The sequence below is a fragment of the Stenotrophomonas sp. CASM110 genome, assembly GCF_049384345.1.
Classification (GTDB): Bacteria; Pseudomonadota; Gammaproteobacteria; order Xanthomonadales; family Xanthomonadaceae; genus Stenotrophomonas; species Stenotrophomonas muris.
The window spans coordinates 122436-137892 of record NZ_JBMRGI010000003.1; the positions used below are offsets into that span (position 1 = coordinate 122436).

General features: G+C 64.1%; 13 protein-coding genes and 1 pseudogene. All 14 read right to left on the reverse strand.

Features of this window, described 5'->3' with window-relative positions; genetic code table 11:
- Positions 1-379: 379 nt before the first annotated feature.
- Positions 380-1255 (reverse strand): lysozyme inhibitor LprI family protein, encoded by an 876-nt coding sequence (locus VG561_RS03300; protein WP_423179371.1) that lies wholly within the window; start codon positions 1253-1255, stop codon positions 380-382.
- A gap of 155 nt (positions 1256-1410) precedes the next feature.
- Positions 1411-2190: pseudogene (locus VG561_RS03305) on the reverse strand (SulP family inorganic anion transporter); the annotation flags it as partial.
- Between the two features lie 129 nt (positions 2191-2319).
- Positions 2320-3030, reverse strand: coding sequence for a hypothetical protein (locus tag VG561_RS03310; protein ID WP_041862971.1), 711 nt, complete (start codon positions 3028-3030; stop codon positions 2320-2322).
- The gene (locus VG561_RS03315; protein WP_227863853.1) at positions 3030-3308 is read right to left on the reverse strand and encodes a hypothetical protein; all 279 of its coding nucleotides are present in this window, start codon (positions 3306-3308) and stop codon (positions 3030-3032) included. Before VG561_RS03315 ends, VG561_RS03310 begins: the two co-directional genes overlap by 1 nt.
- Positions 3309-3346: 38 nt before the next feature.
- Positions 3347-6835, reverse strand: a complete 3489-nt coding sequence (locus VG561_RS03320) for a host specificity protein J (RefSeq protein WP_423179372.1) — start codon at positions 6833-6835, stop codon at positions 3347-3349.
- Complete coding sequence (locus tag VG561_RS03325) at positions 6832-7434, reverse strand: tail assembly protein (protein WP_049441827.1); 603 nt, start codon at positions 7432-7434, stop codon at positions 6832-6834. The genes VG561_RS03320 and VG561_RS03325 overlap by 4 nt, the downstream gene beginning before the upstream one ends.
- Positions 7427-8167: a C40 family peptidase gene (locus VG561_RS03330; RefSeq protein WP_032956266.1), complete on the reverse strand. Its 741-nt coding sequence runs from the start codon at positions 8165-8167 to the stop codon at positions 7427-7429. Before VG561_RS03330 ends, VG561_RS03325 begins: the two co-directional genes overlap by 8 nt.
- Positions 8168-8230: 63 nt before the next feature.
- The gene (locus VG561_RS03335) at positions 8231-8926 is read right to left on the reverse strand and encodes a phage minor tail protein L (protein ID WP_014645608.1); all 696 of its coding nucleotides are present in this window, start codon (positions 8924-8926) and stop codon (positions 8231-8233) included.
- Between the two features lie 152 nt (positions 8927-9078).
- Positions 9079-10215, reverse strand: coding sequence for a hypothetical protein (locus VG561_RS03340; protein WP_262093338.1), 1137 nt, complete (start codon positions 10213-10215; stop codon positions 9079-9081).
- Positions 10216-10255: 40 nt separating this feature from the next.
- On the reverse strand, positions 10256-11395 hold the full coding sequence (locus tag VG561_RS03345) for a hypothetical protein (protein WP_053494634.1): 1140 nt from the start codon (positions 11393-11395) through the stop codon (positions 10256-10258).
- 12 nt (positions 11396-11407) lie between these two features.
- Entirely contained in the window at positions 11408-11860 is a 453-nt protein-coding gene (locus VG561_RS03350; RefSeq protein ID WP_075076396.1) for a hypothetical protein, read from the reverse strand.
- Position 11861: 1 nt separating this feature from the next.
- Positions 11862-12983 carry a hypothetical protein gene (locus VG561_RS03355; protein WP_262093339.1) on the reverse strand — a complete coding sequence of 374 codons (1122 nt, stop codon included), beginning with the start codon at positions 12981-12983 and terminating at the stop codon, positions 11862-11864.
- A gap of 31 nt (positions 12984-13014) precedes the next feature.
- A complete protein-coding gene (locus VG561_RS03360) occupies positions 13015-14166 on the reverse strand; it encodes a hypothetical protein (protein ID WP_049441821.1) in 1152 nt (383 codons plus the stop codon).
- A gap of 117 nt (positions 14167-14283) precedes the next feature.
- The gene (locus VG561_RS03365; RefSeq protein ID WP_049441820.1) at positions 14284-15456 is read right to left on the reverse strand and encodes a hypothetical protein; all 1173 of its coding nucleotides are present in this window, start codon (positions 15454-15456) and stop codon (positions 14284-14286) included.
- Position 15457 lies beyond the last annotated feature (1 nt).

Here is a 15457-nt window from a genome sequence, read left to right on the forward strand (position 1 = left end):
GGCCGCTGGAAGGTGGTTTGTTCCCTGCATTGCTTGCATCTCCTTGGCATCCAGGCACGTGGCCCGTCAACGCGGGGCCGTCCATCGGCCCCATCGGGAATTGCATGCTACGCCAGCGTGGATTTCAGATGCCTGACTGGATTCAGAATGTGTGCATCTTGTCCCAACTGCAATCTGCACGGCGCAACGTCCTCGCGATCGCGTTCGCGAATTCGTATGTTGAGGTCGCTCACATGATGCCCAATGCTCACGAATCTCAACGAAACTGCCGTTTCAAGGACATCTTGAAGGCTTGACCGCAGTCAATTCCGCTGCCCTGCCAGCAGACGGGCTTTCGGATCGGCGTCGAGGCCCCCTGCAATGCCGCCATCGAGGCTCATCATCGCGCCAACACGCCCTTCTGCAGTTCCACCGCACGGTTGGCGTAACGATTGATGAGGCACGACTGTGCATCCAACGCCGGGCCCACGCTGTCAGTGGCCTGGCTGCAGTGTTTGTCCGTGTCTGCAGCCCAGTTGGCCTGCTCGTCCATCCAGCGGTCCTTGCCCGGGCCGTCGGGGCCGTCCATCAGTCGCGCGACCTGTGCTTCCAGCAGCGCCTTGTGATGGGCGAGCTCGGCCGTATCGCAGGCTTCCAACTGGTCGTCCATGCCGCGGGCGTCCTGCACGCAACGGGTGTATTCCGGACGCAGCGCTGCCTGGGTATACGAGGTATCCGGCGGCGCGCTCTGCGCCAGCAGCTGGTCGGCACGGTTGGCAACACGGTACAGGCGGCATTCCTGCGCGCCCTGCAGCTGCTGCACGCTGCCGTTGGGAACAACGCGGCAATAACGGTCTGTATCGCTGCGCCAGCTCGCCTGGGTGGCCTGGAATGCCGTCCGGGCAGCGCCGTCGAGTCCGGCCAGCGCCTTGCTGGCCGCCGCTTCGAGACGCCCTTCCTGGTAGGCGAGTTCGTCCTTGCCGCAGGCCTGGAGCTTGCCTGCATCTTCCACCCCATCCACACACCAGCCATAGGCTGGGCGCAGGCGACCGTCGGTATAGGACGCATCCGGGTAGTGGAGGGAATCTGCCGATGCCGGGCCGGAAGGGGCTGTCGGCGATGCCGCAGCAATCGACGCGGGGGCCGCCGTTTCGGTCGATGCCTGGGAAGCAGGCGCCTGGCATGCGGTGAGCGCCAGGCACAGGGCCAGCACCTTCCAATACCCATGGCCGACGCCGACCCGTTCGCTGCGCCCAAGCGCGCCCAATGCCTGCATTGCCAGTTTCTCCCTTGCGTGTCGCCAGCGGGTGCCGGCAAGGAGGGGCCGTCCATCGGCCCCATCACGCGGGCAATGCTACGACGGCGCCGGTTTCAGGTGCCTGACTGGATTCAGAATGCGTGCACGTCGTCTCAGACGCGGACGCTGGAACCTCAATGCCCGCCTCCGCGCCCGCCTACCTGTTCGATCAACGTCTGGCTGGCCGCATTCAGGCCCACCACCGTCACCCCCGCCCCATGCGCGGCCAGCTTTTCGTGCGCGCGTTCCAGCGCGGCCACCGCCGTCAGATCCCACAGATGGGCATCACGCAGGTCGATCTGCACCTTCGGCGCCACATGCTGGTAGTCGAACGCGGCGCCCAGCTGGCCGGCGGACGCGAAGAACACCTGCCCGCGTACGCGGTAGATCTACGTGTCTGCGACATCCTCGCGCTGCACATCCAGCATGCGGCCAACCTTGCGCGCGAAGAACAGCGCCGACAACAGCACGCCACTGAGCACGCCCTTGGCCAGGTCGTGGGTGGCCACGGTGACCACCACGGTCAGCAGCATCACGGCCGAGGAACTGCGCGGATGCGTGCGCAGGTCGCGCAGCGAGCGCCAGCTGAAGGTGCCGATGCTGACCATGATCATCACCGCCACCAGAGCGGCCATCGGGATCTGCCGCACCAGGTCGCTGCCGTACACCACCAGCACCAGCAGCAGCACGCCGGCCACCAGGCAGGACAGGCGGCCACGGCCACCGGACGTCACGTTGATGACCGACTGGCCGATCATCGCGCAGCCGGCCATGCCGCCGAGGAAACCGGTGACCGTATTCGCCACGCCCTGGCCGACGCATTCGCGGTTGCGCTCGCTGGGCGTCTCGGTGATGTCCTCGACGATCTGCAGGGTCATCATCGATTCGAGCAGGCCGACCATCCTGAGCCGGGCGGGCCGGCTGCCGATGTGCGGCAAGGGTCAGGGTGGCGTGATCACTGCAGTGCGTCGTCGAGGAGCGTAGGAGGGGCGCAGTCTAGGCCCAGGCGGCTCAAATGGCCGCCTGCACGGGCCTGATTCAGGCTAGTAGGTGTGTGCGGCAATCAGGAAGTTCGGCAACTGCCCCGTGAAACTCTGGTAGGACGCGCCGCTCAACGAACGTTGACGGTTCTCTCTACGCCTGCAGTAGTTCAATCGCACCTGCGAAGCATTTGGAGTATTGATGTACGGCTGATAGCGCATGTTGCCGCGAATGGTCGGGCCACTTCCGTAGTAGGCGTAGATGTCATGGCACAGTCCAATGTCGGACATCAGATAGGCGAGATTCTCACCAGGACCGTTGAACAGTGGCCCTTGCCTCACATTGTCGGTGGACATCTCGGTAAAGCCTGGAACACTTCCACCCGATTTATCGACCAAACCAGCGATGCGCAGTGGACGGTTTGACATATCCCACTGGATGGATCCGTCGGCGTTGTAGACCTGCATGCCTGTACTTCCACTGTTGACCGCCCGCCCCCATGCCCACCACTCGAAGCTGGTGGTCCCTTGCCCCATGCTCCAGTAAAAGCCATTCAGCGCTGACATCACCTGTGCGGATCCGCCATTGCAGCGGATGAACACCAGGTACGGCACGCTCTGTGCGGGAAGGCTTACAAACCCGCTCGCGCCATAGGCGGACGTATTGCTTGCAATGGACTGCGTGCCCTTGGCTATCGAGAAGAAGACGAAGGAATGTGCGTTCACAAGAACCGGAACGCCGCTGTCATTGGTGACTTCAAGACCAACAGACATCAGAAGACTCCGTAGTAGATGGAAGCAGTCGGGTTGGCAATCGGCGAGAACGTGAACTGCATCCGCAATGTATTGCCGCCGTCGACAAACGACATGTACCCCAGCGCAGGCGCGGAAAACTGATTGCCATTCTGGTCCTGCCAACTGTCGGAGCCAGGGCTGGGCAGGATGGCAAATGGCTCACCCAGGCCGGCCAGGCCCACGCTGCTGGACGAGCTCCCAACGACCGAGAGAGTGCCCATGATCTTGCCGGCACGATCATTGGTGTCGAACCACATCTGCCCATCCGGGCCGAATATCTGCATACCTGTTGCCATTACCAGATCCCCATGCGGACGCGGACGCGGCCGTTGCTGTCGTAAACGTGGATGACACTGTCATTGATGGTCAGGCGGCCGCCGTTCTCGGGGCCGTTCATCGTCAGCGTGCCGTTCTTGTCGAGCCTCCATCGCGGTTGCCCGCCGGCACCCACCGCATTGGACTGGATCACGTCGCCGATCATGGCGTTCTGGATCCAGCCGTTGCCGATCAGTGCCTGGCTGATGAAGGTCTGCCCGCCCTGCACCACGAAGGGCGCACTGACCTGCCCGCTGTTGGTGTTGATCAGCGCGAAGCGATCAGCCTGCATCAGGATCTGGCTCTGATAGCTGCCATCTGGCTGCTGCTCCACGCCCAGACCCATGCCGGCCATGTAGATCTGCCCGGCGCTGGTGATCTGCGCCTTGACCGTATAGGTCGCGCTGACCTTGCCATCCAGGTTGACCACGGCCTGCGAGACCTGCTGGACCGCGGCGCTGACGCCCTCGATCTTGCCTGGAACACCTTCGATGGACGCTTCGACCGTGTCCACGCGCTTAGCCAGTGCCGCGTCCTTCTCGGCCATCACGCTGTAGACGGTGATGGCACCGGCGCTGACATCGTTCTCGCCGACGTTGTAGTCCTCCTCGCCGGCAGTGTGGTCGCTGACCTGGGCGAACAGGCCGTCGACCTTCTGCCCCTGCGCAGCCACCTTGCCATCGACGTCGGTCACGTCCATTTCCAGCTGGTCGACACGGCCGACGATGGCACCCGCCTCGGCGATCGCGACGCCGATGTTCTTCCAGTGGCTGCCCGGCGGCGTCTCGTTGCCTGCAGCGGCGCCCTGCCAGCTCCAGATCCTGCCGTCGTGGATGACGGTCTGCCCTGGGCTGTAGGTTGCCTCGGCATCCCAGACCAGCGGCAGCACTTCGGTGACGCGCTCGATCTTGCCCTTCAACTGTTGGCCCAGCGCGCTTTCGTTGATGCGGCCGGCGAAATAGGCGTCGTAGTCCGATGGGTTGCTGCTGGACTCGCCCAGAACACCCATCTCCACCGGATGCCACGGACCCACGTTGCCGCTGCGATCGACCAGGCGCCCCCAGAACCAGAAGCGTGCGCCCGCCGCGAGACCGTTCATCTGGTGCCGCGACTGTGGATAGGCGAAGTCGCCAAGCTTGATGGCCGCTGCGCGATCCGGGCTGGTGCTGTACCAGAGCTCCGTGCGTTCGGTATCCGTGGCGCCTGCCGGGAATTGCCAGCCCAGCTCGATGCCGAACACCCTGCTGCGCGCGGTCAGCGAGGTCAATGCCGGTGGCGGCGTCGTCTTGCCTTCAATGGTGGTGAGCGCGCTGAGCGTCGGCTGCGACACCGCGCCCAGCGCATTGACCGCGCGTACGCGGGCCAGATACTCGCCTGCGTAGACGCCCCGCACTTCCAGGCTTTGCGTCCCGACGCGACCAGCGCGGACCCAGTTGAGATCGCCACGGCGCCATTCCACGTCATAACCGATCGCCTTGTCTGCAGCATCCCACTCGATCGTGAGCACGGAGGTAGCGATGCCCTGGTCGACCACCACATGCGAGGCCATCCGCACGTTGGCCGGTGCCGGCTGCACGCTGGGCGGGATGATGCTGATCGGCGGCTGCTCCAGGCGCGTGCCGTCGTCGATGGCGGCGTACTTGCCCGGCACGTGCTTGAGCGCGGTGATCTGATAGGTCAGGTCCTCGCCTTCGCTGATCGACAGCACGCGATAGTGCTGCAGGGCCAGCTCCGGCGATTCCAATGCCCAGACCGACTGCGCCACCGGCACCGCCGACCAGGGCGCGCTGACGGTCACCGTCTCGCCGTCCACCGACTGCACCGTGCGTGCTTCGGTCTGCCCGCTGGGCAGGGTGGCACGCAGGGTGTCACCGGCCGCGATCTGTTCCGGCATCCGGTCCAGCACCAGGCTGCGCGCACCTGCACTGCGGATGCGGCCCGCATTGCGGCGGCCGGCGCGGTTCGGGTCGGCCACCTGGATCACATCACCGGGCATGCAGCCCAGCGCATCCAGGCCCACCGAGAAGCTGATCGTCTCGGTTTCCAGCATCTCGGTATGCAGGATATGGTTGCCCACGCGCTGCGCCTGCGAACGCGAGTGGCAGCCCACCGCCGTTACTTCGGTCTGGTTGATGCCGTAGCGGGCCACGCCGGGCAGGTGCTGGACCACTTCGACCTTCTGCCGACCGAAGTCGTCCGGATCGATCCACGACACCAGGGCCACCGTGTGCCGCGCCGTGCGGCTGCTGCCAGCATAGTGGAAACGCCCTTCGATGACGTTGGCCTGGCTGTAGGTCAGCACCGGGTCCTTGGGCATGTCGGCCGAGGCCATCACCTGCCCCGCCGCATAGAAGCTGATGCCGCGGAACATGGTGGCGATGTCCTGCAACACGCGATAGGCCTCGGCGCGGGTCTGCAGATACAGGCTGCAGGTGAAGCGCGGCTCCTTGCCGCCCTGGCCATCGCTGACCAGTTCATCGCAGTAGCGCGCGATCTGGTACAGCCGCCACTTGTCCACCCAGTCCAGCGGAACACGATGGCCCAGGCCGAAGCGATCGTTGGTGACGATGTCGAAGAACACCCAGGCCGGATTGTTGGTCCAGCCACTCTTGAAGGTACCGTCCCACACACCGCTGTAGAGACGGCTGAGCGGATCGTAGTTGGAGGGGATGCGTACGATGCGGCCCCACAGCTGGTAGGACCGGGTGGGAATGTTCTGGAACTGGCTGGCATCAACCTGCACCGCCGCCAACGCACAGTTCGGATAGCGCAGCTTGGCATCGATGATCTCGGTCATCGACAGCACGTTGATGGTATCGGCGATGGTGCTGCTGTTGGCGTTGGCGGTCAGCCGGCGGATGCGCACCTGCCACTGGCTGCCGGCAGGCAGATCGATGCGGCGGCTGCGCTCGTACTGGCTGGTGGTCTTGCCACTGAAGGCATCGGTCAGCACCGTGCTGAACGGGCCGCCGTCGGTGGACAGATCCACCGCGTACATGATCCGGTAGCCTTCAGTATCACCGTTCTCGGTGTTGGTCTTCTGCAACGCCGGCACCGCAAAGCGGATACGGACGGCTGACAGATCGGCACCCGATACGGTGCGCACCACCGGCGCATCGCTGCGCAGCTCGACGTTGACCCCGACTTCGTTCTCGATGGAGGGGAAGCCGCTGATGTGCTCCTGGTCCTGGGTGCCGGAGCGCGTCTGCACGTCCACGCCGGAGAAGTTCAGCGTGCCGTCCGGATTCTCGATCGGCACCTGGTCCAGGTAGATCGACTGCTTGCCGGCAACCAGGCCACGGATCTCGCCCTCGCTGGCGAGGTCGATGATGCGGGCCACCGCCATCGAGTGCAGGCTGTCGGCGGTTTCGACCGGGGTTCGGGCGTTGCTCGCGCCCTTCTTGGCACCCGCCAGCACTGGCGTGGCTGCGCCGCGCGTGCGCGGCGTGGGATGAGTGGTCTGATTCAAAACTGGTCCTCCGCCAGGATGCCGCCGCTGATCACGGCCGAGCCGATGAACATGCCCTTGGTGTCATGGCCGCCATAGGCGACCGGCACGGGGTTGCCTTGCGCCTGCGTGTTGACGGTGCCGTTCATGCTGTAGCTGGGCGCGTTTTCGGGTGTGTCTTTGGCACCCAGGCCTTTTGGCTGGGGGGAGAGCATCTGGGCGACGCCACCGACCACCATGCCCACACCCATCTGGATGAATCCGGTACCGGATCCACCGGCCGCAATGTTCATGTAGACGCCAACAACAATCAAAACAACGCCCATGATCGTCTGCAGAATGCCTCCCCGCTTGCTGCCCACCAGCACCGGCGCAATACGGATGTCATCCTGTCCCGGCGGGTCGTGCAGCTGATCCCGCGACAGGTTCTGCCGCCCGTTGAACACGGCAAACTCCATGCCCTTGGCCTTTGCGCCCATCAGGTACTGCTGGAATCCCGGCAACATCGTGCACAGCGCATGCACCGCCTCGGCCGGGCTGTTCACCGCCAGCCGGAACCTGCGCCCAAAGCGCGCACCCAGCTTGCCGTACAGGCGGATCGTACGAAGACGGTCAGTCATGTCGCACCCCGCGATGGCGGACGATGCAACGGGTGCGCTCGGCCCACATGCCGCCGTACGGCACGGTCTCGGACAGGCGGCCATGCAGGTGGTGCAGCATCTGCCCGTCGCCGAGGTAGATGCCCGCGTGGTTGGTGACCGGCGAGCGGATCTGCATCAGGATCATGTCGCCCCGCTGCGGCTCGCCCTCGATCAGGTCGAAGCCCTCGGCGTGCAGCCGTTCAAGGCTGTACAGGTCCTGGCCGTGGCTCCACCAGTCGTCCTGGCGTTCGTACTCGGACAGCGGGATGCCCAGTTCGCGTGCGTGGAAATCGCGGACCAGGCTGTAGCAGTCCAGCACACCGTGGGCGAACTGGCGACCGACCAACGGTGCCATGTAGCCCGTGGGATGCAGGGTCTGCAGATCACCGCACAGCGGTGCCTCGCCTGTTACCTGGCCGACGCTGACGATGTGCCAGGTCAGCCCGCTGCGCTCGCACATGACCCGATCGGCGTCGGACGGCGTTGCGGCGGCATCGGGATGGCTGTGCACCAGGGCCAGCACCTCGCCCTTGTCCTCGGCCACGGCATAGTCCTCAGCGGGCAGGCGGAAATGCTCGCTGGGCGTGGCGGCCACGTTGCGGCAGGGAAGATAGCGTTCGTGGCCTTCAATGGCCACGATCAGCCCGCAGCATTCGCGCGGGTACTCGGCCACGGCGTGCGCCTGGATGGCCTGCAGGGTTGTCGGTTGCATGTTTCACCCATGAAAAAGGCCCGCGCGGGCGGGCCTGGAAAGTGGAATTCGGGAGGGGATCGATCAGGAGCGCAACAGGCCCGCGGCTGGGAAGCCGCCATAGGGCAGCGGCTTGTCCTGGCCGAAGCGCAGCTTGCAGCTGCGTACCCGACCGCCGCACTGGTCACGCGCCGGATCATCGGTAGCGACGTCGTCGCTGTCGGCCACCGCTGGACCGTTGTAGCCGCAGTACGCGCCGCGATAACCGCCACGCACCAGCCAGCCACACATGCCGGCGATGATCTGCCTGCCCGGCAGCTGCTGCCCATTGAGATCGATCGCGGTGGTCAGCTCGAATTCGACCATCTGCTTGTCCTCACCGATCTTGCGCTCGATGAACCAGACTTCATCAGGGAAGTGCTCGCCAGGATCCGCGCTGGGATTGCCTTCCTCGAAGTTGGCGGCATCCAGGTACTTGGCCAGTGTCTGCCGGCGGATGATGCGGGCACCGACCAGGTCATCGAACAACAGGCACATGGCGGTGATGCGGCCATCGATGTTGCTTACGCGCAGGCGCGGGTTCGGCGGCTGGTCGCTGGTGCGCTCGAAGCCGCTGGCCTCGATCGGCCAGGGGCCATATTCCTGGCCCTGCCACCAGATGAGGCCACTCTGCAGGTGCGCGTGGAAGAAGAGCTTGTCGGCGCCGAAACTGCTGGCGTCAAGTTCATAGACGGTGATGCGGCCACCCGGCTCAAGCTGCTGGGCATCGGCGGTGATCATGGGGTGTTCTCCTGTGCGGCATTGGGAAGAGGGGGTGGTACGGGGTACCGTTCCTGGCCGCACGGTACGATGACGTGGTGGCCTGGGCGCAGCGAGGCAGTGGTGGTGAAGCAGGCGTGCTTTGGCGCCTGCGGAGCGGGGGTTGTCATGGCTCAGAGCTCCGCATCGGCCTGGACCAGCACCTGCGAGGTGGTCGACCACACCACCACCGCGCCCCAGAGCTGCATGTTGTTCGGCATCGAGGCGATGACTGCCGCGTCAACCGTGGACTGCCAGCTGGGCGCTCCGCCGTCGAAGTTGACCAGGTTGCCGGCATTGCCGAAGCCCACCAGGTTCAGCGCGGTGGACGGCGAGGAAATTCTGGGCGCTGAGCGTTTGCGCACCTTGAACGGGATGCACGCACGCGTGTCGCCGTTGGCGGTGTAGGTGATGCCGATGATCCGGTTTACATCCACCGTCTCGTAGTAGCGCTGGCACAACAGCAGCTCCAGTGCTTCGGACCGGCGGTCGAAGTCGGTGGCGTTATCGCCTTCTTCGATCTGCACTTCGGCCAGTTGCACGCTGCCGCTCTTCTGCCCGGCGGCGAACGCGCGGCCGCCGAAATCGGCACCTGCGTCCAGCCAGAAGCCCAGTTGCAGGTAGCTGTCCGGGCCCAGCGTCTTGCCGGCAAGACCGGGAACTTCCACGGTGACCTGGTGCCATCGCCACAGCGTATCGAGCACGACCGAGGCGCCGATGCTGTCGCGCGCGGTAGACCCACCCGTTCCGTAGGACTGCTGCAACTCCACGCCGATGCGGAAGTCGTCCACCGAGGCGCGCGCCTTGAAACTGATCGTGACGGTGCGCCCGGCCAGTGTCCGGACATCCTCGATGCGCTGTTGGACCAGCGCCATGTTGCCGGCACCGGCAACGCTCTGCACCTCCAGCCGAAGCAGGTGGCGCGACCCAGCCAGCAGGCGCCCTCCCTGGCCGCCGCCTGGAGGCACATCCTCGCGTGAGGCAGCCACCCTGGTGCCGATGGCATTGACCGCCCAGCGGTCAGCGATGTAGCGAGAGCCCGTGGATGCAGGGAACGCTGCACCGCGCTGCCAGAACCGGAAGTCGCCGTTGATGAGCGGGTTCCTTCCGGCCATGCGGCCTTCCAGATGCATGAGCGCCGATTGCGCGTCGTCCAGACCAGCGTAGATCTCGGCGAAGTTGTCGTTGATCTTGGTGAATGCCGGTCGCTGGGTCTCACCCCGCTTGCCGTTGGGCTGGACGGTGTCCAGGTCGATGATTCTTCGTGTCATGTGCAGTCCTCGCTGCGTGCGCCGGTGTTGACGGCCAGGGTCAGATCTCGGCGTCAGCCGCCCAGTTGCCGCCCACCAGATAGGCATAGAACGGCGTCAGGCCAGAACCGAAATCAAGCTGAAGCGTGAATCCATCGGGACGAAGGAACAGCGGGACAGCCATTCCGCGTGACCACCCGTTGCCGTTGAACAACGACCAGTAACCGAGGGCCGGCGCCACTTCACTGTTGGAGTAGAGGGTGAGCGCAGGCACAGTGCGTTTGGCGACCTTGAAGGAGATCTGCTCACTGCGCGCCAGGCCTGCCTGGAACGCGGCGGCGACGCCCTGCGGTGACGGCATGCCAAGCTGCGGTGCCTGTTCCAGCGGGAAGCTCTTCTCGTAGTACCGCTGGCACAGCATCAACTCGGTTGCGTCATCACGCATGTCGTAGTCGGTAGGTGTCGCCCCCTTCTCCAACTGCATGCAGGTCAGCGAAAAGGACCCAGACTGGCCGACAAGCTGTCCGCCATAACCACCGGGCGTCGCAAAGTCGACGATGACGTGCAGCTTGCTGTTGGCTCCCACGGTCTTGCCAGCAATGGATGGCAACTCGACGGTGAAGTACCTGAGCGCGGCCGCGGTGCCGATCTCCTGGACGCCTGCCCGGACCGTCACATCCGGAGACCCATTGGTACCAAACGTCTGGATGAAGCGAACGCCGATGCGGCAGCCCGGCGTCGCGGCCCATGCCTGCATGCTCAGCGTCACGGTACTTCCCGCGAGCGTCTGCACGCCTTCCACCGGCTGGGTGACGAACGCCTCGGTCGCGGCCGTCGATCCGGTGAGATCGCAGTTCATGAATCCCGTGACCCCGAATGCCGGGGCATCGAAGCTGCGGCGTGACACCGCAACCTGCCCCGCCCCGGTGCATACCACCTGGAAGCGATCGGGAACATACACCGCCAGAGGCGACACCACAGTGCGGCTGCTGCCCCGTTGCCAGAACCTGAAGTCACCGTTGATCAGCCGGTTCCGGCCGTTCTGCCTGCGCCGGAGATCCTGCACCGTGGTTTCGAGTTCATCCAGATCCGTGTAGAGATCGGCGAAGTTCTCATTGACCTTGGTGAAGGCCGGCCGTTGCGTCTCACCCCGCTTTCCGTTCGGCTGCACGGTATCAAGGTCGATTGTGCGTCGTGCCATGCGTCGTCCTCCTCAGCCGCCGATGATTTCCGGCGCCTGCTCGGCAGGCCAGCCGAATGCATCCGGCTGCGGCAGTTGCGCCTGGACCTGCCGCCAGTCCGGCGCGTTCTCCTCGGCGGTGGACTCAATAGTCTCCAATGCGAGGTTGACCCCGTCGCGCCAGGCAATCATGGCGATGGCGTCCTGCGCATAGCGCGGCACCGCACTGCCCGCGTAGCTGCAGCAACTCTCGATGCTGTCATAGCCGCGATCGCGGGCACACTGGGCCATCCACTCCCACGCCTTTCCGCGGATGAAGCGATGGAACTGCGCCGAGCCGGGTACGAACAGCGGCGGTACCGGCTCCGGCTCATTGCCTGCCGTACACCAGGCTTCATAGTCATTCCACAGACGGTGGCCACGTGGAATGAAGGCGCCGGTCTGCAGGCACTTGATGGTGTCGATCTCTTCGGTCAGTTGATACATGTCATAGCTCCGCGTCGGCGGTCCAATGGAAGGAGGAGCCCCAGTTGCCTGCGGCGGATTGGTAATTGACCTGTGCGCCGGACTGGCCGGCATATACGATGGACGTCACCGTGCCGATGCCGCCGCTTGCGCCGGATATGCGCCCTGCCTGCCCGTTCACATCGCTGTAGACCGTGTAGGCTGGGATGGCCCGCTTGGGCACGCGACACCGGATTTGCGAGGTGCTGCCAACGCCGACACTGCGGTCGTAGAACTGGTTGTCGCGTCCGATGCCATCGGCCGTGCCAGGCGGCACATCCAGGTTGTAGCTCTTCTCGTAGTAGCGCTGGCACAGCTGCAGCTCGTGAGCCAGTGGGCGCAGGTCGAATGCCGTTGCCCTGTCGCCGCGCTCCAGCTGCATCATCGCAAGGCCGAACTCTCCGCTCTGACCGGAGATGACACCGCCATAGGCATCGGCGCACAGATCCACCACCAGCCACAGGAAATCGCTGTCGACATTGCTGCCCAGCGTCTTCCCCTTCACCGATGGCAGTCGCGCACTGAGCTGGAAATAGGTCCAGGACGCGGCGGTGACCGCTACGGTTCCCAGCTCTACGCTGACCGCGGCGGACGGCGAACCACCGGTGCCAAAGTGCTGGATGAGACGAACACCGATGCGTTTTCCTGGCGGGCCATAGGCGAAGCCGGAAACCGTCACCTCGCCGTCGGACAGCGTGGCGACCCCTTCGACCTTCTGTGCGACATAGGCGCTGCTGCCAGCACTGACCTTGGAGACAACGCTGTTGAGGAAACGGCGCGATTCCGGCGCGGCTCCGCCGGCAGGAAGATTGGCCCCGCGATTTGCGGTATGCGTGCAGCTCAGCGCTGCCACGGTCCAACGATCGGCCACATAGATCTCGCCGCCTTGGGTGGTGCCAGTGGTGGCCCGCTGCCAGAAATCGAAGTTGCCGTTGATCAGGCGGTTCCTGCCTGGAGCCGCGCTCTGCAATGCGCTTTCCAGCGAATCCAGCGCGCCATACACTTCGGCGAAGTTGTCGTTGATCTTGGTAAACGCCGGGCGCTGTGTTTCACCCCGCTTACCGTTCGCCTGAACGGTATCGAGGTCGATGATTTTTCTCGTCATTGCTGTCGTCCTGTTCCCTGCGGGCGCCCCGTCAAAGCTCGGCGTCGGCCCACCAATGCCACCAGCCGCCCCAGCGGCCTGGATTGTTGGTCCAGCTGACTTCGTACCCGGAAGGCGAGGCGTAGTTGACCAGGCAGGGCACGCGGGAGATGTTGTCTTCCGCGATGTGCCCATCCTGCTGGATGTTGTCGGCCGAGATGATCATCACGTAGGGATGGGCACGCTTTGCCGTCTGGAATCGCACGCTCTGGTAATGCGCCATCCCCGGTGAGTTGATCGAGAATGCCTCGCGCCCTTCGTTGTGCGCCGTGTTGGGCACGATGTCGAGGTTGTAGCTCTTCTCGTAGTAGCGCTGGCACAACGCCAGTTCCACACCTGGCGGCCGCCAGTCGAAGCATGTCGCTGCGCGGCCCGATTCGACCTGGAACTGGGTAAAGCCGAACGAGCCGTTCTGTGCCACCAGCTCGCCCTTCTGACCAGCACCGCACAGGTCGAACACTACGTAGAGGTGGTCGTTGCCGTTGCTGCCGAGCACCTTTCCCCGGGTACTCGGCAACGTCACCGTGATGCTGTGACGTTTGGCGGTGGTGCCCAGTGTGAGCACACCGGCTTCCAGCACCACCTGCGGCGAGGGTGAGCCGCCGGTTCCGAAATCCTGGATGACACGCACGCCCACACTGCGACCGGGCGCATCAGAGTTCGCCCATACCGAGATCGTGATGTCTCCACTTGCACTGCGGACACCCTCGATCTTCTGCCCCATCCAGGCGCCACTTCTGGTGATGGCCTCGGATACGGTGCAGACCAGAATCGACCGTGTGTCTTCCGGAAATCCGGCCTGCCCGTCGTACGCCACCCGCTGTACGTCGTGGTTGCAGACCAGCGCCGAGTTCGTGAAACGGTCGGCGAAGAACACTTCCGCGCCCAGCGTCCCCGACCCAGTGCCGACACGACCAGATGTACGGCGTTGCCAGAACTGCAGGGCGCCATTGATGAGCAGATTCCTGCCTGGAACGCGCTCGGTGATGGCATTCGCCACGGTTTCCGGGATCTTCGCGACCTCGGTCAACGCGTCGTAGACCTCGGCGAAATTCTCGTTGATCTTGGTAAACGCCGGGCGCTGTGTTTCACCCCGCTTTCCGTTCGGTTGAACGGAATCGAGGTCGATGATCTTTCTTGCCATTGTTGGCTCCTTGAACGAGGTGAATCGGCGGCGTCCGCTCGGGGTCTGAGTACTTTCATTCCGTCAATGGGCGGATCTCACGGCTTTCCGCCCGATCCCGCAGACGCATGAATGCACTCAGAGTTCGGCATCGGCGGTGTAGTGGCCTGCCAGTAGAACAGAGCCGCTTACCAGGAAGCCCGCACCGCCTACGTCAGCCATGAACGCCTGGCTCGTTGCCATGACTACGTTAGTGAGCGTTCCCGCGCGCCATGTTCCGCCCGCGGCGTCGTAGTACCTCCAGAAGCTCGGCGATCCGATGTCACCACCTTCTCCGCCTGCATGGAACAGCAGCTTTGGCGTGCTGCGCATCGTGCCTTTGAACTCTGCAACAACCCGGCAGGTACCACTGTTGAAGGCCACGGCGTTCCGGTGGACGGCGGAGCTGCTCCTGCTGTTGGGAACCTCTGTAACAGGAAAGGACTTCTGGTAGTAGCGCTGGCACAGCACAAGCTCGTGGGCCGGTGATCTCCACTCGAAGCGGGTCGCCCGTGCGCCGGCTTCCCATTGCATTTCACCGAAGTACAACTGGCCTGCCTGCGCGCCGAGCCCTCCTGTGCGCGCGTTGAAGTCGCTGCCTGCTGAGAGCCATACCGCACAGATGACCGAATCATCGCCACTGCCAAGCGTCTTACCGTAGATGGAAGGAAGACTGACGGTCTTGCTGATCCGGTTCAGGCCCTGTGCGAGCGTGAAAACCTCCGGCTGGATCGCCGTGACAGTCGGGCTTCCGCCCGTTCCGAAGCGCTGCAGGAACTCGACTGCGATCTTTCTGCCTGCGGTGCCTGCGTTGTAGACCAGGAAGGATAGCGTGCTCTCCGATGCGGCAAAGGTCCGCACACTTTCCACACGCTGCTCGAACAGGAAATGGTGTCCGGCGGCGTTGTGATTCCCGTTGCAATTGGCGGCCAACGTAAACAGGCTTCTCGGGAAGTTCGAATCGCCCGGGGCAACGGGTGATTTGAATATGACTGCTCCGTCCATCCCTCCCTGCTGTGCAAAGAATCTGTCTGCACAGTAGGCAGCGGCGGCGGTGAAGTTGTCCCCACGCTGCCAGAGCTCGAAATTCCCATTGATCAAACGGTTCTTTCCCGAGACTGAGTCTGCGATGGCACCAGGGATTCCCTCCAGCGCCAACGCAACATCCTGAAAGTTCTGGTTGATCTTGGTGAAGGCCGGCCGCTGGGTCTCCCCACGCTTTCCGTTGGGCTGGATGGTATCCAGGTCGATCCGTTGAAGATCCATGCTCATG